Annotated in this window: 22 protein-coding genes and 1 pseudogene; 11 read left to right on the top strand and 12 right to left on the bottom strand. The window is 72.9% G+C overall.

The genetic code is table 11. From position 1 onward, the window contains the following. Positions 1-162: 162 nt before the first annotated feature. Both ABD330_RS23785 and ABD330_RS23780 read left to right on the top strand, forming a co-directional pair. Positions 163-1,224, top strand: coding sequence for a phosphatidylinositol-specific phospholipase C domain-containing protein (locus ABD330_RS23785; RefSeq protein WP_344467996.1), 1,062 nt, complete (start codon positions 163-165; stop codon positions 1,222-1,224). A gap of 179 nt (positions 1,225-1,403) precedes the next feature. Further along, the gene (locus ABD330_RS23780) at positions 1,404-2,309 is read left to right on the top strand and encodes a lytic polysaccharide monooxygenase auxiliary activity family 9 protein (RefSeq protein ID WP_344467995.1); all 906 of its coding nucleotides are present in this window, start codon (positions 1,404-1,406) and stop codon (positions 2,307-2,309) included. A gap of 75 nt (positions 2,310-2,384) precedes the next feature. Here ABD330_RS23780 and ABD330_RS23775 read toward each other — a convergent pair whose 3' ends face one another. From ABD330_RS23775 to ABD330_RS23750, 6 genes are all read right to left on the bottom strand, one after another. Further along, entirely contained in the window at positions 2,385-3,191 is an 807-nt protein-coding gene (locus ABD330_RS23775; RefSeq protein WP_344467994.1) for an urease accessory protein UreD, read from the bottom strand. Continuing rightward, on the bottom strand, positions 3,188-3,865 hold the full coding sequence (gene ureG, locus ABD330_RS23770; RefSeq protein WP_344467993.1) for an urease accessory protein UreG: 678 nt from the start codon (positions 3,863-3,865) through the stop codon (positions 3,188-3,190). The genes ABD330_RS23775 and ureG overlap by 4 nt, the downstream gene beginning before the upstream one ends. After that, entirely contained in the window at positions 3,855-4,517 is a 663-nt protein-coding gene (locus ABD330_RS23765; protein ID WP_344467992.1) for an urease accessory protein UreF, read from the bottom strand. Before ABD330_RS23765 ends, ureG begins: the two co-directional genes overlap by 11 nt. Before the next feature lie 5 nt (positions 4,518-4,522). Further along, positions 4,523-6,268, bottom strand: a complete 1,746-nt coding sequence (locus ABD330_RS23760; RefSeq protein ID WP_344467991.1) for an urease subunit alpha — start codon at positions 6,266-6,268, stop codon at positions 4,523-4,525. Then, positions 6,261-6,557: an urease subunit beta gene (locus ABD330_RS23755; protein WP_344468039.1), complete on the bottom strand. Its 297-nt coding sequence runs from the start codon at positions 6,555-6,557 to the stop codon at positions 6,261-6,263. The genes ABD330_RS23760 and ABD330_RS23755 overlap by 8 nt, the downstream gene beginning before the upstream one ends. An 80-nt stretch (positions 6,558-6,637) precedes the next feature. Beyond that, complete coding sequence (locus ABD330_RS23750) at positions 6,638-6,940, bottom strand: urease subunit gamma (RefSeq protein ID WP_344467990.1); 303 nt, start codon at positions 6,938-6,940, stop codon at positions 6,638-6,640. 576 nt (positions 6,941-7,516) lie between these two features. On the opposite strand from ABD330_RS23750, the gene ABD330_RS23745 reads away from it, so the two are divergent. Next, entirely contained in the window at positions 7,517-8,095 is a 579-nt protein-coding gene (locus tag ABD330_RS23745) for a TetR/AcrR family transcriptional regulator (protein ID WP_344467989.1), read from the top strand. An 86-nt stretch (positions 8,096-8,181) separates the two neighbouring features. After that, positions 8,182-9,348, top strand: a complete 1,167-nt coding sequence (locus ABD330_RS23740; protein WP_344467988.1) for an SDR family oxidoreductase — start codon at positions 8,182-8,184, stop codon at positions 9,346-9,348. Here ABD330_RS23740 and ABD330_RS23735 read toward each other — a convergent pair. Both ABD330_RS23735 and ABD330_RS23730 read right to left on the bottom strand, forming a co-directional pair. After that, positions 9,332-10,240, bottom strand: coding sequence for a quinone oxidoreductase family protein (locus tag ABD330_RS23735; protein WP_344468038.1), 909 nt, complete (start codon positions 10,238-10,240; stop codon positions 9,332-9,334). The genes ABD330_RS23740 and ABD330_RS23735 overlap by 17 nt on opposite strands. Positions 10,241-10,437: 197 nt before the next feature. Then, positions 10,438-11,508, bottom strand: a complete 1,071-nt coding sequence (locus tag ABD330_RS23730; RefSeq protein ID WP_344467987.1) for an alkene reductase — start codon at positions 11,506-11,508, stop codon at positions 10,438-10,440. A gap of 267 nt (positions 11,509-11,775) precedes the next feature. Here ABD330_RS23730 and ABD330_RS23725 point away from each other — a divergent pair, with 267 nt between their 5' ends. The 3 genes from ABD330_RS23725 to ABD330_RS23715 all read left to right on the top strand — a co-directional run bounded on the left by ABD330_RS23725 (position 11,776) and on the right by ABD330_RS23715 (position 13,604). Then, a complete protein-coding gene (locus tag ABD330_RS23725; RefSeq protein WP_344467986.1) occupies positions 11,776-12,291 on the top strand; it encodes a MarR family winged helix-turn-helix transcriptional regulator in 516 nt (171 codons plus the stop codon). A 182-nt stretch (positions 12,292-12,473) separates the two neighbouring features. Continuing rightward, the gene (locus tag ABD330_RS23720) at positions 12,474-12,914 is read left to right on the top strand and encodes a hypothetical protein (RefSeq protein WP_344467985.1); all 441 of its coding nucleotides are present in this window, start codon (positions 12,474-12,476) and stop codon (positions 12,912-12,914) included. Between the two features lie 294 nt (positions 12,915-13,208). Then, complete coding sequence (locus ABD330_RS23715) at positions 13,209-13,604, top strand: guanyl-specific ribonuclease (RefSeq protein WP_344467984.1); 396 nt, start codon at positions 13,209-13,211, stop codon at positions 13,602-13,604. Between the two features lie 216 nt (positions 13,605-13,820). Here ABD330_RS23715 and ABD330_RS23710 read toward each other — a convergent pair whose 3' ends face one another. After that, entirely contained in the window at positions 13,821-14,495 is a 675-nt protein-coding gene (locus ABD330_RS23710) for an NUDIX domain-containing protein (protein WP_344467983.1), read from the bottom strand. Continuing rightward, positions 14,492-14,875, bottom strand: coding sequence for a DUF4406 domain-containing protein (locus ABD330_RS23705; protein ID WP_344467982.1), 384 nt, complete (start codon positions 14,873-14,875; stop codon positions 14,492-14,494). The genes ABD330_RS23710 and ABD330_RS23705 overlap by 4 nt, the downstream gene beginning before the upstream one ends. Before the next feature lie 49 nt (positions 14,876-14,924). Here ABD330_RS23705 and ABD330_RS23700 point away from each other — a divergent pair, with 49 nt between their 5' ends. Beyond that, entirely contained in the window at positions 14,925-15,683 is a 759-nt protein-coding gene (locus ABD330_RS23700; RefSeq protein WP_344467981.1) for a DeoR/GlpR family DNA-binding transcription regulator, read from the top strand. Between the two features lie 96 nt (positions 15,684-15,779). Here ABD330_RS23700 and ABD330_RS23695 read toward each other — a convergent pair whose 3' ends face one another. After that, positions 15,780-17,975, bottom strand: coding sequence for a hypothetical protein (locus ABD330_RS23695; RefSeq protein ID WP_344467980.1), 2,196 nt, complete (start codon positions 17,973-17,975; stop codon positions 15,780-15,782). Between the two features lie 695 nt (positions 17,976-18,670). Between ABD330_RS23695 and ABD330_RS23690 the strand changes: the two genes are divergently transcribed. Next, positions 18,671-18,862 carry a YegP family protein gene (locus ABD330_RS23690; protein WP_344467979.1) on the top strand — a complete coding sequence of 64 codons (192 nt, stop codon included), beginning with the start codon at positions 18,671-18,673 and terminating at the stop codon, positions 18,860-18,862. 60 nt (positions 18,863-18,922) lie between these two features. On the opposite strand, the pseudogene ABD330_RS23685 reads toward ABD330_RS23690, so the two are convergent. Further along, positions 18,923-19,276, bottom strand: a pseudogene (locus ABD330_RS23685) (DUF488 domain-containing protein); the annotation flags it as partial. 149 nt (positions 19,277-19,425) lie between these two features. On the opposite strand from ABD330_RS23685, the gene ABD330_RS23680 reads away from it, so the two are divergent. Together ABD330_RS23680 and ABD330_RS23675 are read left to right on the top strand one after the other, a co-directional pair. After that, positions 19,426-20,499, top strand: a complete 1,074-nt coding sequence (locus ABD330_RS23680; protein WP_344467978.1) for an NUDIX domain-containing protein — start codon at positions 19,426-19,428, stop codon at positions 20,497-20,499. 59 nt (positions 20,500-20,558) lie between these two features. Continuing rightward, entirely contained in the window at positions 20,559-20,948 is a 390-nt protein-coding gene (locus ABD330_RS23675) for a DUF6188 family protein (RefSeq protein WP_344467977.1), read from the top strand. Positions 20,949-21,012 lie beyond the last annotated feature (64 nt).

The raw sequence follows: 21,012 nt of genomic DNA, 5'->3' as shown, positions 1-21,012 counted from the left end.
GCCGGGGCCGGACACCACGCCACCGGGGGCGGCCCGACTCGTGTGCGGTGAAGTCTGCGCGTACCTGAGCAGTTTCATGGGTCGTCATGTATACGTCACCGATGCTGGCTAGCGTTGCCCGGTGTACCCGGCGGACCGTCCGCCGGCGATCACGGAGGCCCGATGTCCTTCCCCCGCGCTGCCGCGAACCACCCCTTCCGCGTGCTGGCCGTCCTGTTGGCGGCCGCCGTCGGCGTCCTGCTGCCGGGCCCGCGGGCGGCCGCCGCCGCCGGCGGGCCGTCGCTGGCCGAGGGGACCTCGGTCGGCATCCACAACACCTACGGCGACACCGCGCAGTTCCCCTTCCTGGCCGACGCCCTGGACACCGGCGCCTCCCTGATCGAGCTGGACACCTGGGTCGACCCCTTCACCCACGAGTGGAAGGTGAGCCACGCGAACCCGCTCGGGAACAAGAACAACTGCGTCGACGCGGCCGGCCCCGCCGACCTCTACCGGGGCGGCACCAACAAGGACCTCGGCAGCTGCCTGGACGACCTCCGGATCTGGCTCGGCGCCCACCCCGGGCACGCCCCGGTGATGGTGAAGCTGGAGCTGAAGGCGGGCTTCGACGCCACGGTCGGCCTCGGCCCGGCGCAGCTCGACGCGCTGGTCCGCACCCACCTCGGCGGTGCGGTCTTCCGCCCGGCCGACCTGCTGGGCGGCTACCCCTCGCTGGACGCCGCCGCCCGGGCGGGCAACTGGCCGTCCCGCGCCGCGCTCGCGGGCAAGGTCATCCTGGAGGCCATCCCCGGTACGTTCGAGCAGAGCAACCCGTTCGACCACCTGTGGACGGACACCGAGTACGCGCAGTACCTGAACGGCCTGCAGGCCGCCGGAGCGATCGGGCAGGCCCAGATCTTCCCGTCCGTCCTGGGCGCGGCCGCCGGTGACCCCCGGACGCGCTACCCGGACGCCTCGCTGCGGCAGTGGTTCGTGGTCTTCGACGGTGACGCGCACGCCTACGTCGACGGGGGTGTCGACACCTCCTGGTACGACACCAACCACTACCTCCTGGTGATGACCGACGCCCAGAACGTCACCCCGGCACTCTCGGACACCGCCCCCGCCCTGGCCGACGCCACCGCCCGGGTGGCCCGGCTGGCCGCCGCGCACGCCTCGTTCGTCTCCTGCGACTGGACCGGGCTGCCGGCCGTCCTCGGCGAGCAGCTCCAGCGCGGACAGTGACAGGCCATTTCTGACGATCCGTCAGATTTCTTCCACCGCAACGGTATTGCCGTATGGTCTAGTCCAATCGTACGCTCGGGCGAGGCCGCGCCGACGGGTCCGTGCGGCCTCGCCCGGGGCGTCCCGGGCCGTCCTCCCCCACGCCCGGACCCGCCCAGTACGGTCGAGGAGACACCCCCATGTCGTCAATCCGCCGCCTCCCAGCCGTCGGTGTCGTCGGCGCCACCGTCCTGCTGACCGCCTCCGTGGCGGTCGGCAGCGCGAGCGCCCACGGCTCGATGTACGGCCCGGTCAGCAGGGTCGCCACCTGCTACGCCGAGGGCCCCGAGAACCCCAAGTCCCAGGTGTGCAAGGACCTCGTCGCGTCCAGCGGCACCCAGCCGCTCTACGACTGGAACGAGGTCAACATCGCGAACGCCGACGGCCGGAGCCAGAGCCTGATCCCGGACGGCCACCTCTGCTCGGCCGACCGCGACAAGTACCGGGCCCTGGACATGGCCCGCGCCGACTGGCCCGCCACCGCCGTGGCCGCCGGCCCGTACACCTTCGACTTCCGCGTCACCGCCCCGCACATGGGCGTGATGACCACGTACATCACCAAGCAGGGCTACGACCCCACCCAGCCGCTGAAGTGGTCGGACCTCGACCTCGCCACCCCGGTCGCCCGGACTTCGGTGACCAGCACCGCGCCGAGCGGCCACTACACCTTCACCGGCACCCTGCCGAACCGCACCGGCCGTCAGCTGCTCTACCTGGTCTGGCAGCGCACCGACAGCCCCGAGGCCTTCTACAGCTGCTCCGACATCGTGTACGGCCAGGGCGCCGCACCGGCGGCGGCCGCCGCGCAGGCCGCCCCGGCCGCCCCGAGCGACCGGCAGATCACCGCGGGCTACGCGAAGTCCACGGTGAACCACCACGGCCACGGCGGCGACGTCCCCGCCGCCGCACCCGCACCGGCCCTGCGGGCCGCGGCGGTCGGCAGCGGCTCCACCGCCTCGCTGGCGCTCGGTGTGTCCGGTCTGGTGTCGGTGGCCGCCTCCGCGGTGTTCGTCCACCGTCGGCGCCCGAAGGCCCCGGCCCGCTGACGCCGGGCCCTGGCGCCTGTGCGGCCACGGCCGGCAGCGCGCGGCCGTCGGACTCCGGCAGTCGGACCGCGGCCCTCAGACCATCGCCTCGCGGGGCTCCCGCACCGCGTCCGCACCCGCCGCCGTGGCCGCACCCGCTCCGGAGCCGTCCAGCAGGCGGCGGAGCGTCAGGGCGTCCGGGGCGAGCGCGGTCAGCAGGGTGGCGGCGGCGCCCGGCAGGGTGAGCAGGGCGGCGTCGGCGGCCGGGGGCGGCGGCCCGGCGGGCAGGCCGACCGTGAGGAGCTGTCCCGCCGTGCGGTGCTCGGCGAGAGCGGCCGGCCCGTTCCAGGCGGGGGCGCCCGGGCCGAGGTCGGTCTGCTGGTCGAGGAGCAACCGGCCGGCCCGGCGGACGGTCAGCCGGGAGGTGAGCCGGCCCGGCGGTGCCTGGCGGGCCCAGTCGTGGTGCCGGCCGAGGACCTGCTCCTCGCGGTAGCGCAGCCGGGCGCCGGGGCCGAGGGTGATCCTGGTGGTCATGACCAGGTGGCTGCCGGTGGCGGCGACCACCGGCTCGGGCAGCCAGTCGAGCCGGGCGTCCTCCTCCACCGTCAGGTCGAGGTCGTAGTGGGCGGGGCCGCCGCTGCGGCCGGGCAGGCTGATCGTCGCGGCGGCGCTGGTCACCCGCAGGTCCGCCCCGGCGGCGACCCGGGCGTGCACCGCCAGCCGGTCACCGCCGAGCGGCGCGGCCATCGAGCCCACCACCACGACCCGGGCCGCCGCGCCCTCGCCGGTGGTGCGGCGCAGCGCGAGCGGCCCGGCGCCGTCCAGGACGGGCAGCGCGGTGCCGCCCCGCCCGTCCCGGACGGCGGTGATCCGGGCGGTGGCCGACAGGGCGCCGGCGGTCACCGCGCCTGCCAGGCGGACAGGCGTTCGCGGATCCAGGCCGCGATCGGCGCCACCCCGTCGGGTGCGGCCAGCGAGCAGAACAGCGTGGGCAGTTCGCCGCGTTGGGCCTTCGCGTCGCGGGCCATCACGCCGAGGTCGGCGCCGACCAGCGGGGCCAGATCGGTCTTGTTGACCACCAGCAGGTCGGAGGTGGAGACCCCCGGCCCGCCCTTGCGGGGGATCTTGTCCCCGCCGGAGACGTCGATGACGAAGATCTGGTGGTCCACCAGACCTCGGCTGAAGGTGGCGGTGAGGTTGTCGCCGCCGGACTCGACCAGGATCAGGTCGAGCGGCCCGAGCGCGGCCTCCAACTCCTCGACGGCTTCGAGGTTGGCGGAGATGTCGTCCCGGATCGCGGTGTGCGGGCAGCAGCCGGTCTCGACGGCGATGATCCGCTCGGGCGGCAGGACGGCGTGCCGCAGCAGGAATTCGGCGTCCTCGGTGGTGTAGATGTCGTTGGTCACGACCGCGAGCGAGAGCTCCTCGCGCAGCGCCCGGCAGAGCGCCGCGACGGTCGCGGTCTTGCCGGAGCCGACCGGGCCGCCGAGCCCGATCCGCATCGCGCGGGCCCGGGTCGGGGCGGTGAAGGCGTGGTGGACGGGGGCGTCGTAGGGGTCGACGTGGTCACGATGCAAAGAGACGCACCTTCCAGGAGTGGTGCTGCTCGGCGTAGACGTCGAGCAGGGGGGCCGAGGCGGCGGGCAGCTCGTCGAGTCCGGCGCGGGCCGCCTCGGCGGCGCGCGCGGCGACGGTGTCGAGCTGTGGGGCGAGCGCGGCGAGCCGGGCCGCGACCTCGTACGGGTCGAGGCCGAGCAGCCGGACGCAGGCGGTGGCCGGGCCGTTGACGCTCTCGTACGCGGCGACGGCCGCCGCCTGGGCGGGGGTGAGCCCGGCGGCACGGGCGGCGGTTCCGAGGACGACGGGCTGGTGGGCGCCGCCGGGGTACCGCGTGCGGAGCTCGTCCAGCAGCGGGTGCGGCCAGGCGGCGGTGGCCGCGCGCAGCAGCTGCCGGCCCAGGCGGCGGCTGGTCGCCCGCTGGGCGGGTGAGGGTGTACGGGCGTCGGCCGCCTCGTCGAGCGCGGCCAGGTCGTGGCCGGCCGCGGCGGCCGCCGCGAGGGCGGCGGAGGTCAGCCCGGTGGTGTGCAGGCGGCCGGCGAGGAACGCCGCCATGGTGGCGGCGTCGTGGATGCGGCCGGCCTTGACGGCGGCCTCGGCGCCACCGGAGTGGGCGTGGCCGCCGGCCGGGAAGCGACCGTCGGCGAGCAGCAGGAACGCAGCGGTCGACATCACGGTCAGAAGAGGAAGTACCGCTGTGCCAGCGGTACTTCGGAGACGGGGGCGGGGGTGACGGTCTCGCCGTCGATGGTGACGGTGAAGGTGTCGGGGTCGACCCGGACGTCGGGGCGGGCCCAGTTGTTGACCATCCGGTCCTTGGTGACGCCGCGGGTGTTGCGGATCGCGGTGAAGGGCTTGCCGAGGCCGAGCCGCTCGGGCAGTCCGTCGGCGATGGCCGCCTCGGAGGTGAAGTTGACCGAGTTGCCCGCCGCCGCCCGGCCGATCGCGCCGAACATCGGGCGCGGCAGCACGGGTTGCGGGGTCGGGATGGACGCGTTGGCGTCGCCGATCTGGGCCCAGGCGATCTGCCCGCCCTTGACGACCACGTCCGGCTTGACCCCGAAGAAGGCCGGCGACCAGAGCACCAGGTCGGCGAGCTTGCCGGGTTCGACCGAGCCGACCTCGCCGTCCAGACCCTGGGCGGTGGCGGGGTTGATGGTGTACTTCGCGACGTAGCGGCGGGCCCGGTGGTTGTCGGCCCGGCCGTCGCCCGGGAGCGTGCCCCGGCGGGCCTTCATCACGTGCGCGGTCTGCCAGGTGCGCATCACCACCTCGCCGATCCGGCCCATCGCCTGGGCGTCCGAGCTGATGATCGAGATGGCGCCGAGGTCGTGCAGGATGTCCTCGGCCGCGATGGTCGAGGGCCGGATCCGGGACTCGGCGAAGGCCAGGTCCTCGGGCACGTGCGGGCTGAGGTGGTGGCAGACCATCAGCATGTCGAGGTGTTCCTCGATGGTGTTGACGGTGTGCGGGCGGGTCGGATTGGTGGAGCTGGGCAGCACGTTGAGCTCGGAGACCACGGTGATGATGTCCGGTGCGTGCCCGCCGCCAGCGCCCTCGGTGTGGTACGCGTGGATGCCGCGTCCGGCGATCGCGGCCAGGGTGTCCGCGACGAACCCGGCCTCGTTCAAGGTGTCCGTGTGGATGGCCAGTTGGGCGCCGGTCTCGTCGCAGACCCGCAGGCAGGCGTCGATCGTGGCGGGGGTCGCCCCCCAGTCCTCGTGGATCTTGAACCCGAGGGCACCACCGCGCAGTTGGTCGTGCATGGCTGCGGTGTTGACGGTGTTGCCCTTGCCGGTCAGGCCGATGTTGACCGGCAGGTCGTCCATCGAGGCGAACATCCGGGCCAGGTGCCAGCTTCCCGGCGTGATGGTGGTGGCCTTGGAGCCCTCGGCGGGCCCGGTGCCGCCGCCGACCAGGGTCGTGATGCCGGAGGCGAGCGCCTCGTCCACCAACTGCGGGCAGATGAAGTGGACGTGGGTGTCGATCGCGCCGGCCGTCAGGATCTTCCCGTTGCCCGCGATGATCTCGGTCTCCGGTCCGATCACCAGCTCGGGGTGGATCCCGTCCATGGTCTCGGGGTTGCCGGCCTTGCCGAGCGCGGTGATCCGGCCGTCGCGGATGCCGATGTCGGCCTTGACGACGCCCCAGTGGTCGAGCACCACGGCGCCGGTGATCACGGTGTCGGGCGCACCCTCGGCGCGGCTGGTCCGCGCCTGGCCCATCGACTCGCGGATCACCTTGCCGCCGCCGAAGACGACCTCGTCGCCGCCGGCGCAGCGGTCCTCCTCGACCTCGATCAGCAGGTTGGTGTCGGCGAGCCGGATCCGGTCCCCGGCGGTCGGCCCGTAGAGCGCGGCGTACCGGCGGCGGGTGACGGTGAGCGGGTACGCTGCGGTGAGCGGGTGGTCGGTCTCAGGCATCGAGGGGGCCTCCGGTCTCGCCGCGCAGTCCGGCCACCTCGCGGCGGCCTCTGATGGGAATGAGCTCGACCTCGGCCGGGATGCCGGGCTCGAAGCGCACGGCCGTCCCGGCCGGGACGTTCAACCGCAGTCCGTACGCGGCCGTCCGGTCGAACTCCAGACCCGGATTGACCTCGGCGAAGTGGTAGTGCGAGCCGACCTGCACCGGGCGGTCGGCGCCGTTGACGACGGCCAGCCGGGTGACGGGCAGGCCCGCGTTCAGGCCGATGTCGCCGTCGCCGTAGAGGATCTCGCCGGGCGTGAAGGGCGCGGCGGGCGAGGTGGGCGCGGCGGACGGGCCGGGCGCTGCCGCCGGGGACTGGGCGGCCGTCACAGGATCGGCCCGTGGACGGTGACGAGCTTGGTGCCGTCCGGGAAGGTCGCCTCGACCTGGACGTCGGAGATCATCTCCGGCACCCCGTCCATCACGTCCGCACGGGTGAGGACGTGGCGTCCGGACTTCATCAGCTCGGCGACGGTCCGCCCGTCGCGCGCTCCCTCCAGGACGTGCGAGGTGATCAGTGCGACCGCCTCGGGGTGGTTGAGCCGCAGGCCACGGGCCTGACGGCCACGGGCCACGTCAGCGGCGACGTGGATGAGCAGGCGCTCCTGCTCGTGGGGGGTGAGCCTCATCTGCGAACCTTGGTGGTAGGTCACGGAGCGGGCACGACGATGTGCCGCAGGGCGGTCCCGAGCGCGCGGCATTCCTGGCGGACAGGTGGGGGCAGACGGCAGGAACGGCCCGTCGGCGCCGTCCTCCGGCCCGCACGCTGGAGGATTTCGGGGACACCGTAACCGACGGAGTGTTTCCCGCGTCAGGGTGCCCACCAGGCGTGTCGGGCAACTCTTTACCCAACTGCCCGCGACCGCCGGGGAAGTGGCGGATGACTTTGCCACGGCAAATGATTTCCGGACCCGCCGGGCCCCGTCCACCCACCGTCACCTGGAGAGACCTCGACGCGCGGGGTGATGTTCACTTCTTATGAGGAACAGAATCTTTACAATTGCCCGGTCGCATCCCCTCCCGAACCGCCCCCGGAAATCGCTTTTCGCCACACTCCTCCCGGATTGCTGCCGCCGCATTCCGGGGCCGTTTCCCGTCCGTTTCAGAAGTGGCCGCAACGGCCGCCCGAGCCCCTCGGACCACCGCCCGACTGCCCGACTCGGCGGACTGGACAAAAATATGTCGGTCGGTCTAGCGTTTCGCCCATGGGAGCCAAGGGCGAGGAGACACGGGCACGGCTGGTCCGGGCGACCCGGGACCTGATGGAGGCACAGGGGTACTCCGGCACCGGCCTCAACCAGGTGCTGACCGAGAGCGGCGCACCGCGCGGCTCGCTCTACTTCCACTTCCCCGGCGGCAAGGACGAGCTGGTCGGCGAGGCGCTCACCGAGGCCGGGCGCGAGATCGGCACACTGATCGCCACCCTGACCGCCGCGATGACCGGCACCGACGGCGCGGCGGCCCTGGTCGGCCGGCTGATGACGGCACTCGGCGACCGGATGGAGCAGTCCGGCTACACCAAGGGCTGCCCGCTGGCGATCGTGGCCCTGGAGGTCTCCGCGAGCAACGAACCGCTCCGCCGCGCCTGCGCCGACGGCTACGCGGGCTGGCAGCAGTCACTGGCCGAGCTGCTCGTGGACGAGGGGTACGACCCCGCGCGCGCCGACGCCTCGGCCGGTGCCGTACTGGCCCTGGTGGAGGGCTCGCTCCTGCTGGCCCGAGTCCAGCGCAGCCGCACGCCGCTCGACCAGGGGGCCCGGGCGGCGGCAGCCCTGCTCGCCTGACCGGGCGGCGGGCCCCTACGCCCCCCTTCCGTCACTCTTTCGTCCTCAGAAAATATGCAGACCGGTCTATTGCTAAGGAGTCACTCGTGTCACCCACGCCCCACCCCAGCACACTCGTCCTCGGCGCCAACGGCTTCGTCGGACGCTGGCTCGTGCTCGAACTCCTCGGCCAGGGCGGCACGGTGGCCGCCGGCCTGCGCGGCTGCGGCTCACGCGACGCGGAGCTGCGGCACTGGCTGCGCGACCACGGCGCCGACGACCGCGCCCTCACCACCGTCGCGGCCGACGTCACCCGCCCCGGACTCGGCCTCTCCCCCGCCGACGAGGAACTGCTCGGCGGCGTCCGCGACATCCACAACACGGCCGCGCTGTACCGCTTCGGCCTCACCCGGCCGGACGCCGTCGCGGCCAACGTGACCGGCGCCGTGCACACCGTCCGCTGGGCCGCCACCCGCCCGGCCCTGCGCCGGCTGGTGCACCTCTCCGGCTACCGCGTCGGGCAGCGGGCCGACCCGGTCTTCCCGCTGCCGGACGCGGAGGCCGACCGGCTCTACCGGACGGTCGGCGCGTACGAGGCTTCCAAGACCGAAGGCGATGCGGCCGTCCGGGTCCTGGCTCCCCGGCTCGGGGTGCCGCTCACGGTGGTGAGCCCGAGCACGGTGATCGGACACTCCGTCAGCGGGGAGGCGGGCCAGTACCTCGGCCTGGCGCGCCTGGTCGAACAGTTGTGGACCGGACGGCTCCCGGCCCTCGCGGGCGGCCGGCGCACGTTCGTCCCCGTCGTCGCGATCGACCACCTCGCCCGGCTGGCCGTCGCCGCGCCCGAGTACGACCAGGGGCCGGTCCGGCGGCACGTCGTCCTCGACCCGGCCACTCCCGAACTGCCGGAACTGGTCGCCCTGCTGGCCCGCCACCTGAAGGTCCGGGCACCCCGCCTGCTGCTGCCGGCCGGGCTGGTCCGGCGGCTGCCCCGCGCGCTGACCGGCGTGGAGGCCGAAACGCTCTCGTTCCTCTCCTCGGACCGCTACGACACCGCCTCAGCCGACCGGCTGGCCGCAGCCGCCGGGTTGCGGCACCCGCCCGTGGACGACCTGCTCCGCCGCTGGGCGAGCCGCCTGGTCGCCGACCGGTTCGGCGCCGCGCCGTCTCCGGACGTCCCTAACGACCCCGGACACGCGGCCGGGGTCGTCGCGGTGCCGACCTCTCGGGAGCGGGCGGCGGGACGGCGGTGTCGGGTCAGGGCAGGAGGATGACCTTGCCACTGACCCGGCGGGCCTCGATGTCCGCGTGGGCGCGGGCGGCCTCGGCCAGCGGGTAGTCGGCGCCGATCGGGAGGTCGAGCTTCCCGGCGGCAGCGAGGGCCGCCAGCTCCGGCAGGGCTTGCTCGAAACGGTCGGCCGGGCCGCCGGCGCTGAACCGCACCCCGTGCTGGGCGGCGGCCGGGTCGGCGATGGTGATCACCCGGGCCGCATCGCCGGTCAGGGCGACGGAGTCGGCCAGCACGCCCGCGCCGGACGTGTCGAAGACGCGGTCCACACCCTGCGGCGCGGCCGCCCGCACCCGCTCCGACCAGTCGTCGCCGTAGCGCACGGCGGTGGCGCCGAGTTCGGTGAGCCGCTGGAGGTCGCGCTCGCCGGCGGTGGCGATCACGGTGATGCCACGGGCGACGGCGAGTTGGACGGCGATGATGCCGACGCTGCCGCCACCGCCGTGCACCAGCAGGGTCTCGCCCGCCACCGGACCCAGGTGGTGCAGACCGCGGTAGGCGGTCTCCCCCACGGTCACCAGCGCGGCGGCGGTCTCGAACGAGACCTGCTCCGGCTTGGCGATCGGCCGGCCCAGCAGCGCGTACTCCCCGTAGCCGCCGCCCACGGCGACTCCGAAGACCTCCTCGCCGGCCGAGGCCTCGGAGCCTTCCCCGGTCTTGTCGACCACGCCGGCCACGTCCAGGCCCGGCCGCACCGGGAACTCCGCCGGCCGGACGGCGGCCATCAGCCCGGAGCGCAGCTTCAGGTCGAGCGGGTTCACGGAGGCCGCCCGGACCTTGATCCGGACCTGGCCCGGCCCCGGCTCGGGGACGTCGACCTCGGTCAGGGTCAGCACCTCGGGGTTGCCGTAACTCGAATAGGTGATCGCGTTGGACATCGGGAACTCCAGAAGGAAGGAAGGCATGGGGGGAGGTAAGCGGTCCGTGCCACCAGGATGAGGTCGAAGCGGCGGGACGGCCCGGCGGCAGGCCGTAGGTGGGTCCGGGTGCCGTACGGGCGTCACGGTCAGGGGTGAGCCGTCGACGGCGGCGGCCGGCGATGAGCCGTCAGCGGCCGACGGTCAGCGGTCAGCGGTCAGCGGTCGAGGGTGGGGTAGTCGGTGTAACCGCGGTGGTCGCCGCCGTAGAAGGTCGCCGGGTCGGGCGTGTTGAACGGACCGTCGGCGGCCAGGCGGGCCGGCAGATCGGGGTTGGCGAGGAACAGCGCGCCGAAGGCGACGAGGTCCGCGGTGCCGTCCTCGGCCAGCGCCAGGGCCTCGGGGCCGGTGGCGGCGGGGTGGGTGAACGGGTTGAGGACGAACGCGCCGGGCCAGGCCTTGCGCAGCCGGCCGGTCAGCTCGCGGTCCGGGCCCTCCAGCAGGTGCAGGTAGGCCAGGTCCAGGCCGGCGAGCCGCTCGATCAGTGCTTCGTAGGACTCGGCCGGCTGGTCCTCGGCGATGTCGTTGTACGGGTTTCCAGGCGAGATCCGCAGGCCCACCCGGTGGCTGCCGATCGCCTCGGCCACGGCGGTGACCACCTCGACGGCGAAGCGGATCCGGCCGTCGACGTCGCCGCCCCACGCGTCGGTGCGCCGGTTGCTGTTCGGGGCGAGGAACTGGTGGATCAGGTAGCCGTTGGCGCCGTGGATCTCCACACCGTCGAACCCTGCCTCGACGGCGCCCCGGGCCGCGGCGGCGAAGTCGGCGACGGTCTGCCGGATCTCGGCCTCGCTCAGCTCCTTCGGGGTCACGTAGTCCTTCGGCCCCTCGTGGGTGAAGACCTGGCCCTTGGCCGCCACCGCCGACGGCGCCACCGGCACCAGGCCGTCGGGCAGCAGGTCGGGGTGGCCGATCCGGCCGGTGTGCATCAGCTGCGCGAAGATCACGCCGCCCTCGCGGTGCACGGCGTCGGTCACCGTCCGCCAGGCCGCCACCTGTCCGGGCGTGTGCAGGCCGGGGGTGTCGGGGTAGCCCTGGCCGACCGGCGAGGGCTGGATGCCCTCCGTGACGATCAGCCCGGCGCCGGCGCGCTGCGCGTAGTACGTCGCCATCAGCTCGGTCGGCTCCGCGCCGGGGCCGAAGGCGCGGCTGCGGGTCATCGGCGCCATCACGACGCGGCTGGCCAGGCGGCGGCCGCCCAGGACGATCGGATCGAAAGCGGTGGTCATGGCTGAAGCCTTTCGGACAGTGGGTGCTGCAGAGGCCGGCGGCCCCTGTCGGCCGGGCCTTGCTGGGCCCGAACCGGATTACCTGTCCGAACAGTAAAAGGTCCAGCGGCATTCCCCGAACGATGTGACGCCCGTCACGTCACTTTGGAGTTCTGGCCCTGCCGATCCGCTGCGGACCCAACCCAGGGGCCGGATCGGGCGGCGCTGCGACACCGAACAAGTATCCTGTTCAAGCAACATTCACAGCGGGACAGGAGCATGCAGACCATGGCGGAGTCCACGAGCAGCAACGACAGCTGCCCCCCGGCCGGGACAAGCGGCGCCGCCGCCCTGCCTGCGGCCGCCGGCGGAGGACCCATCAGCCACGCGATCTTCCGGGTGGCCCGCACCCACCGCATGATCGCCGGACACCTCCTGCGCCGCGTCGGCCTGCACCCCGGCCAGGAACTGGTGATGATGCAGCTCTGGGAGCTCGGACCACAGCGCCAGATCGACCTCGTCCGCCTGCTCGACTCCGACGCCGCGACCATGACCCGCACCGTCCGACGCCTCGAACACGCCGGCTTCGTACGGCGGTCCCCCTGCGCGGACGACAAGCGCGCCTCCCGCATCGAGGCCACCGCCGCCAGCCAGGCGCTGCGCAAGGAGGTCGAACAGCTCTGGCGTCAGCTCGAAGACGCCACGGTCGGCGACACCACTGATGACGAACAGGCCGCCGCCCTGCGCACCCTGGAGGACATCGAGAGGCGACTCACCGACGCCGCCGCCCGGCTCGGCAGCTGACGCCGGGCAGCCTCGCGGAACCCGATGTCGGGCAGCCTCGGGCCGCTCGGCCGCCGGTGGCGGGACGACGCCCACCGGAGCGTCACCGGACACCAGTTGCCGCCGACGGGCCGACGGCGGGCCGCAAGCGTCGGGGCCGGCCGGATCGCCAGGCTCTCCGCACATCGGCCACACTTGCGCGCATGGACACCGACAGACAGGACGAGCCGGGCACCGCCGACGAGCAAGGCCCTGCCGGCAGGCCGGGCACCGCCGACGAGACCGGCTGGGCAGCGGAGGCCGACCGGACCGACGACGACGAGTCGGCGGATCCCGACGATCCGACCGCCTGGTGGGCCCTTGCCACCGGCGCCGTCGTCGGCTTCCTCAGTTCCGGCGTCCCGGCCGTCTCCTTCTTCTTCGCCCTCATGCCCGCCGATTCCTGCGCATCGGGATCCTGCGGATTCGAACTCCGGCCGCCGGCCGTCTTCCTGGGCATCGGCTTCCTGCTGGAACTCGTGCTGCTGGCCCTCACCGCCGCCTGGCACCACCGCAGCGACCGGGCGGTCCGGTGGTGCTGCGCACTGGCCGCACCCCTGATGCCCTGGCTGGCGCTCGGAGCCTGGCACGCAACGCTGTCGTGAGGTCGTCGTCCATGGGCGAGCACCTGGGGCCAGCCAGGAGCGCCGGGCCCTCGCACCGCCACTCCACCGCACCCACGGCTCCCGCCCCGACCGCGAAGTGACGGTACATCCGATGAATTGATGAACACCGAACAAATGCTGCGCGGCTCGTCCGTCACCTGAAAGCCCTTCGCCGGTCATTTCGCAACCGGCCGGCAACCACTGCAAATCACCCGCGTGCCGACCCGGTTAAGCGGAAGCGAAGACTCTCCCAGGTTCTTCCCAGGAATCCCGGCCCAGCCTCAGACTTCTGGCATGCACACTTTTCTACGCGCGTTGAAGTCGCGTACCGCCACTGCCCTGACCGTCGGCCTGCTCACCCTGGCCCCCACCGCGCTGGTCGCCACCGACGCCCACGCCGACGTGAGCGGCAGCATCTGCCAGAGCTCCCTGCCGAGCCAGGCCGACGACACCCTCAACGAGATCGCGAACGGCGGCCCGTTCCCGTTCTCCCAGGACGGCGTGGTCTTCCAGAACCGCGAGGGCGTCCTGCCGGGCGAGTCCTACGGGTACTACCACGAGTACACGGTGGTCACTCCGAACTCCCCCACCCGCGGCGCCCGCCGCATCATCACCGGCAGCGGGGACCAGGAGGACTACTACACCTCCGACCACTACGCCTCGTTCTACCTGATCGACTTCACCTGCTGACGGTCCATCGGTCCGTCGCACGTCCTCTCAGTGGGCCCTGGACGCAGGAGCCCGCACCGAGGCCGCCGGGACGGGGATGAACCGGTCACCGGCATCCCCCTCGGCCGCGGCTCTCGGCCATGGGAACGGGAGTACGGGCCGCACCCGCCGAACCGGCGAGTGCGGCCCGTACTCCCGTTCTGCGTCTGCCGGTTGACCCGAGGGGCCGGGACACTGTCAGCGGGTACCCACGGCGGCGAAAGGCCCGTCCAGAACAGCCCACTGCAGGAGCAGGATGGTCTTGCCGTCGACGATGCGTCCGTCGCGGACCATGGCGAGGGCCTCGACGAAGGGCAGTTCGAGCACCTGGATGTCCTCGCCCTCCTCCTCGACCCCGCCGCCGTGTCCGGTCCGGTCGGCCGGGGTGTAGGGGGCGGCGTAGAAGTGCAGGCGCTCGGTGACGGAGCCGGGGCTCATGTAGGCGTCGAGGACATGGATGAGCGGGCCGAGCGTGACACCGAGTTCCTCGGCGCTCTCGCGCCGGATGGCGGTGAGCGGGTCGTCACCGTCGAGCAGCCCGGCCGCGGCCTCGACGAGCATGCCGTCCGGGTGGTCGTTGACGTAGGCCGGGTAGCGGAACTGACGGGTGAGCAGCACATGGCCGCGTTCGGCGTCGTAGGGCAGGACGACCGCGCCGTTGCCGCGGTCGTAGGTCTCGCGCTGCTGGGTGACCCAGCCTCCGTCGCGGCGCCGGTGGTCGAAGGTGGTGCGGCGCAGGACGTGCCAGCCCTGGGAGGTGAGTTCGACGTCGCGGACCACGACGTCGGGGTTGCGGTCCAGGTCCCGGCCGGCCCGGTCGAGGCCGGTACGGCCGCGGTGGTCGGGGGTGTCGATGCCGGGGCGGGTGTTCACCGGGTCTCCTGCGGGATGCGGCGGGGGATCTCGCTGACGTCGTGGTAGACGGGCAGGCCCCGGCGGCGGGCGGTGGCGACGTCCCCGTCGGCTCCGGTGGAGTCGCCGGGGAGCCGGAGTACGGCGTCGCAGTGGGCGAGCAGGCGCTCGGCGGCCGGGTAGAGGACCTGGTCGGCGAGGGGGTCGGCGAGCCCTGCGCCGGCCGAGCGCAGGACGGGCAGCGCGACCCACTCCCCGATCATCGGCAGGTGGCCGGCGGCGAAGACGGGCCAGGCGGCGGCTTCGAGCCGGGCGAGGTTGTCGGCCATGGCCTGCGGGTCGCCGTCGGTGCCGGAGCGGTAGGGGCCGGCGATGAGGATGAGCATGGGCTTGTCGGTCATGGCGCGCTACGATACATGCAGAAACGTGCAAGAACAGGAGAAAGTACGAATGCTGGCTGCCGAGAGACGTGACCACCTGCTGGGCCTGCTCTCCCGCGAGGGCAAGATCGTCGCCAAGGACGTCGCCGCCGACCTGGGCATCTCCGAGGACAGCGTGCGCCGCGACCTGCGCGACCTGGCCGCCGAAGGACTGTGCCAGCGGGTCTACGGCGGAGCCCTGCCCGTCTCCCCGGCCGTCGCCGACTACGGCGCCCGGCAGACCGTCACCCCGGACGGCAAACGGCAGGTCGCCGCGGTGGCGGCCGCGCTCGTACGGCCCGGCAGCGCCCTGATCCTGGACGGCGGCACCACGGCCCTCGCCGTCGCCCACGCGCTCCCGCCGGACCTCGCCTGCACCGTGATCACCCACAGCCCGACCATCGCGGTCGCACTGCTCGACCACCCCCGGGCCGAGGTCTTCCTCCTCGGCGGCCGCCTCTTCAAGCACTCCGCGGTCACCTGCGGCGCGGCCGCGGCCGAGGCCGCCCAGAACATCTCCGCCGACCTCTGCCTGCTCGGCGTCACCGGTGTCCACCCGGAAGCGGGACTGACCACCGGCGACGCCGAGGAGGCCGCGATGAAGCGCGCCCTCGCCGCACGGGCCGCGGACACCTACGTCCTCGCCTCGTCCGAGAAGATCGGCACGGCCTCCCGGTTCCGGGTACTGCCCTGGGAGGACGTCAGCGGGCTGATCACCGATGCCGACCCCCGCCACCCGGTCCTCGAACGGCTCGCCGCGCACGGCGTGGAGATCCTGGCGGCCGGCTGAGTCGGCCGAGGATTCGTCCGGCCTCCCGTGCCCCTGCGCGTGCCCGGCCCCGGATCCGTTCCCGGGCCGGGCACGCGCAGGGTGGAAGCGCCCCGGTCAGAGCCGGAAGGGGTTCCCCCCCAGGGCGGCGATGAGGTACCAGGCGGTCGCGCCGGTGTGCAGGGACGCGTAGTACGTGTCGCCCTCGCCGGTGACCAGGCCGTCGCTGGAAGCCGCGACGATGCCGTTGCCGTCGGCGTTGGGCGCACTGGCCTGCGCCAGTTGCAGTGTGGACAGCAGCGCGGCGGCCTTGGCGGCGTCGCCGGGGGCCTTGCGCTGGTTGTAGGCGGCGAGCAGGTGCGCACTGCCTTCGAACCACACCTTGGAGGTGTCGGCGCTGCTGAAGCTGACGCCGCTGAACGGCCCGTCGGTGGCGGCCATCCGTCCGGCGGCGAAGTCGACGGAGGGCGCGGAGGCCGGGTCCAGGGTGGCCAGGTAGCTCCAGGTCTGGACGTCTTCGGGGACGGCGTCCTGGTTGGTGGTGACTCCGTCCAGGCCGGTGCCGGTCCACAGGGAGCCGTTGGAGGCCCGCATGGTTGTGACGAACGCGAAGGCGTTGTCGGCCCGGCCCTTCCAGGTCTGGTCGCCGGTGAGCTGGTTCAGCATGGTGAAGAACGCGCCGACGTCGATGTTGTGCTCGGTGGCCTTCCAGGTCCGCTGGACCATGGCGCTGCCGTCCCCGAGGGCGGAGGTGTCGGCGAAGCCGCCGGTGTAACCGCCGGCGCCGCGGGCATCGGCGGAGTTGGCCTGGATCCAGTTCGCTGCGCGCAGCGCGCCGTTGAGGTATCTGCTGTCGCCGGTGGCCTTGTACAGGTGGCAGAACGCCATCCCTGCCCAGGCCATGTTCCCGGTGTAGACCGACCAGCCGGCGATGTAGGGGGTGCCGGCGGGGTAGTCCCGGCCGAGGGTGGTGATGAACGGGGTCGGCAGGTAGGAAGCCCGGATCCGGCCGTCGTTCGCCGGGTCGTGATCCTGGGCGTACAACAGGCTGTCGCCGAGGGCGATGGCGTGGGTGAAGTCGGTACCGGAGTGGTTCGTCAGGAGCGCCGTGACGGTCACGGCGTTGTCGTAGGTGAACGACGACTGGTATCCGGTCGGGCCGAACGTGGCTCCGGGCCCGAAGAAGCCGCCCGTGTAGCTCTGCGGGACCCGCAGGGCGTCCGGGGAGCCGTGCTGGTCGATGGCGTTCAGCAGGAAGGAGTCGGCCTTGCGCGTCGAGCCGCTCGGGGACGCGGTGCTGCCCGTGCCGGGGTTGAAGAAGTTATAGCCGACGATCTTGTCGATGAGGGCGCCGCCGGGGAAGTCCATCATCACGACGCCGGTGCGGACCACCGGGGCGTGAGTGCCCGTGGCCTGGTTGAGATACGTCAGCAGGAAGTCGTTGACACCCTGGCTCGTGCAGATCTGGGCGGCGCAGCCGCTGGCGACCGAGTAGGGGTAAGCCGTGGCTGATGCTCCGCTGGTGTAGTTGATGTACAGCTTCTTGTCCTGGTCGGGGTCGCTGTTCTGACGGTCCAGCTGCCGCCGCACGTAGTCGCGCTTGCTGGCTATGGCCATCATGTTGGGGACGTTGTACTGGTCCTGGACGAAGCAGCTGTGGTCGCTGGAGTCGGTCCTGTCTCCGCAGTCCCCGTTGGCGAGGCTGGCGCCTGCATTGTTCGTCAGGCCGGAAACCTGCTTCAGGCCCCAGCCGTAATCGCCGCCCCCCGGGCCGTAGAACGCCGTCAGCACCAGCTTCCCGCGGGCGGCGCCGAGTGTCGGAACCTCGGCCTGGTTCGTCGTGGTGGCCGTCGAGGCGACCGAAGGGCCGTAGAACAGATTGGGGTACAGCGTCAGATAGTGACTGAAGAGATTCTGCCGGTAGGTGGTTTTGACGGCGTCGGAGGGACCGGGTGCATCAGTCTCCGTGAGGTCGTCGGTGCACGAAGTGCCTGAACCGGTGCACTCGGCCTTCAGGCGGAGCAGGAGCGTCTCGCCGGGATGGCTTGCCAAGAACGTCTGGAACTGGTTGAGGGCGTCGCCCAGCATCGCGTTCTGATAGACGATTCCATGGTGGACAGCGTACGAGCCGGCGAGGTAGTCGCCGTTCGAGTTGGTCTGCCCGCCGACGACCCGGACCCGGATGTCGAAAGCCCGGATGCCGGCCGCCAGTTGCCCGGCCAGGTTGCCGGCCTGGGTGGAGTCGCCTTCCTGCGTCTGCGTCGTGTCGCCGCCGAAGGTGGCCAGCGACTCGTGGGTCCCGGGTACGGACATGGCACCCAGATTCGTGCCGTCGGGAACGCGCTTCATCCAGTCCGAGCCCGCTGTGGCGGAACTCAGGCTTTCGTATGACGGGGTGCTCATAGAGCTGTCCGCGTGCGCCGGGGCGGCCGCGGACAGCGTCAGCGACCCGAAGCCGAGCACTGCGGACAGCAGGGCGCCCGCAGTGGTTTTCCAGTGTCGGTTAATCGTGCTCTCCTCAAAACAACGGGGCACATCGCGCACGATGTTCCACCCGGATTCGCCCTGGTCGGGCAGCCGGGGTAGGTCAGCGTAGCCCACCTACCAGTCCTGATCCTTGTGCAGGTGATTCCAGCCCGTCCCCTTGTGGACCTGCCGAACTGACGTTGTGTTGGGTCGAGTTCTCTCCCTGCACGCAGAGTTTCGCCAACCTTCATCAGCTACTCGTTGACGGCTGGGTCGGCCTCTCTCTGCGTGAAGCGCCGCAGAGGGTGGTGACGGCACGGCGCCGGTCACCACCCTTCTCCGTTCTTGGCTTCCCCGTGCGAGCTTCACCCACCGCAGCCTCAGCCCCATCACAGCCCCATCGAGATCCTTCCTACGACCGCGCAGCGGCTCCCAGTGATCCTTTCGGATTAGCCCAGACAGTCCATCTGGCATGCGCTGCAAGGGTTTCAGTCCTACGGTGCGTCAGGAGGGGGCTGACCACATCCGAGAGGTGAAAGTCCATGGCAGGGAAGTTCGAGCTCTACACCGACGAGTCGGGCATGCACCGGTTCCGGCTGAAGGCGAGCAACGGCTCGGTCGTCGTCACCGGCGACGCCCACGAGTCGAAGGAGCTGTGCTTGAAGAGCATCGAGTCGATCAGGAAGCTCGCGCCGTACGCGCAGGTCCAGGACCACGCGACCGCCCCGGCGTAGCCCCGCCGTCGCGCAGGTCGGCTCCCCGGCTCCGGCCGGGGGCCGGCCCGCCGCCTGTCCGGCGGGCCGCGCGAGCAGTTCCGCGAGCACGGCCGCGTGGCTCAGCGCCGCGTCGTGGGTCGCGGTGAGCAGCGTCAGCGGGCCGGCGGCCGCGAGGGTCCGGAGCCGCCCGAGTGCCTCGGCGGCCGGTCCGGCGGCCAGTTCGGCCAGGTAGCGCCGCCGGAACTCGGCGTACCGCTCGGGCTGGTGGCCGTACCAGCGGCGCAGTTCGGTCGACGGCGCGACCTCCCGCAGCCACTCGTCGAACCCCGCGTCCTCCTTGCGCAGCCCGCGCGGCCAGAGCCGGTCCACCAGGACGCGGACGCCCTCGGCGGGTCCGGGTTCGGCGTGGATCCTGCGGTACCGGACGGGCATCCTGGTCCCCATTCTCTTCGGGGTGGCGGGCGGCGGGAGTGGCCTGATCCGATCGTCGCCCGTGCACCGCGGGGAACCGCGTATCCGCCACGCCGCGTCCGTCCGCCGTCCGGGGCATCCGCCCGGTGGCCGAGGAAGAGGAGCGGGACGTGCGCGGTACGGACGGCGACGGCGGGGGTTTGCTCGCGGCGGCGGGGGTGCTGTTCCTGGACGGGTCCGGGCGGCTGCTGGTGGTGCGTCTGCCGTACGACCGCAAGCACCCGATCGCGATCCCCGGCGGTGGGTGGGAGCCCGCCGACGGGTCGCCGCGCGCCACGGCCGTCCGTGAGATCCGCGAGGAGCTCGGGGTGACCCCGGAGCTCGGGCCGCTGGCCTGCGTCGACTGGTCGCTCGATCCGGTCCGGCCGCCGATCGCGGCACTGCTGTACTGGGCCGCCCCGCTGCGGCCGGAGCAGTTGGCGGCCCTGCGACCGCAGGCCGAGGAGGTCGGGTGGTGGGGGTTCCTGCCCGCGGACCGGGCGGCCTCGGCGCTGCCGCCCAAGCTCTCGCGGCGGGTGACGGCCTGTCTGACCGCCCCGCGCACGGCCGCGCCGTTGGAACTGGAGGACAGTCTCCCGGCCGGCCACTCGCTGGCCCATCTCCCCCGGCACTCCCCCGCGCCGCCGTACACCCGGACCGCCGGTCTCGGGCTGCCACCGGGCGGCGGTCCGCCGGAGCGCCGGCCCCCGCTGGAGCACTCCGCGTACCTGGCCGGCCTGCCCCGGATCCGGGCCGAGGTCCGGCTGGTCTGTACCGACCCGGACGGCCGGGTGCTCCTGCTCCCGGCCCGGGCCGCGCGCGCGGGCTGGACGCTGCCCGGCGGTGTGGTCCGTGCCGACCGGGAGCTGCCGCGCGAGACGGCCCGGCGGGAGCTGGCGGCGCTGGGTGCGGAGCGGTCGCCGGGACGGCTGCTCGGGCTCGACTGGCGGCCCGCCGACGACGGCCCGGCCCGGCTCGTCTACGTCTTCGACGGGGGCGCCGTGCCGGAGGTCCGGCCCGGACCGGCCGACCCGCGGCTCTGTGCCCCGGCCGAGGTGCACACGCTGCTGCTGGAGCCGGACCAGGCCACCCTGCACGCCTGCCTGACGGCCCGCGCGGCGGGCGGCGCACCGGTCGAGCTGGTACGCGGCGTACGCCCCGAGGGTGCGGGGCCGTCGACGCGCGGGGAATCGGGGACTACGTGATCCGGGCACGTCAGCGGGCCACAATGGGTCCGCTGGACCCGCGCACTCCCGGAGGACTCATGCCCCACTCGCTCGCGTCCGTGCTCGGCGACCGCCGGGTCGCCTGTGTCCAGGGCGGGTCCCGGTTCGTCCTGGAACTCTCCGACGGGCTCGCCGTCACGATCGGCAGCGACTTCCGCCTCGCCACCGCCGAAACCGGTGCCGCCGGCCCGGCCCTGGTGGAGCACTTCTTCCCCGGCCTCACCTCGGAGGCCGGGGGCGGCCTGCTGAAGCTCCCCGGTGCCCGGATCACCGCGGTCGCCACCACGCCGGCCGGCGGCCTCCACCTCACCTTCGACTGCGGCCTGACCCTCACCGTCCCCCCGGACACCACCGAAGAGCCCTGGGCGGTCACCGGCCCCACCGGCCCGCTCTTCACCGCCCTCCCGGGCGGCTACCTCACCGCCTGAGGCCCCGGCCCGCCCAGCCGACGGCGCGCCGAAGGGGCGTGAGGCGGTCGGTGCGGCGCCGCAC

The organism is Kitasatospora kazusensis, from assembly GCF_039529945.1.
In the GTDB taxonomy this organism is placed as follows: Bacteria; Actinomycetota; Actinomycetes; order Streptomycetales; family Streptomycetaceae; genus Kitasatospora; species Kitasatospora kazusensis.
This window is presented reverse-complemented; position numbering and strand designations above follow the sequence as displayed.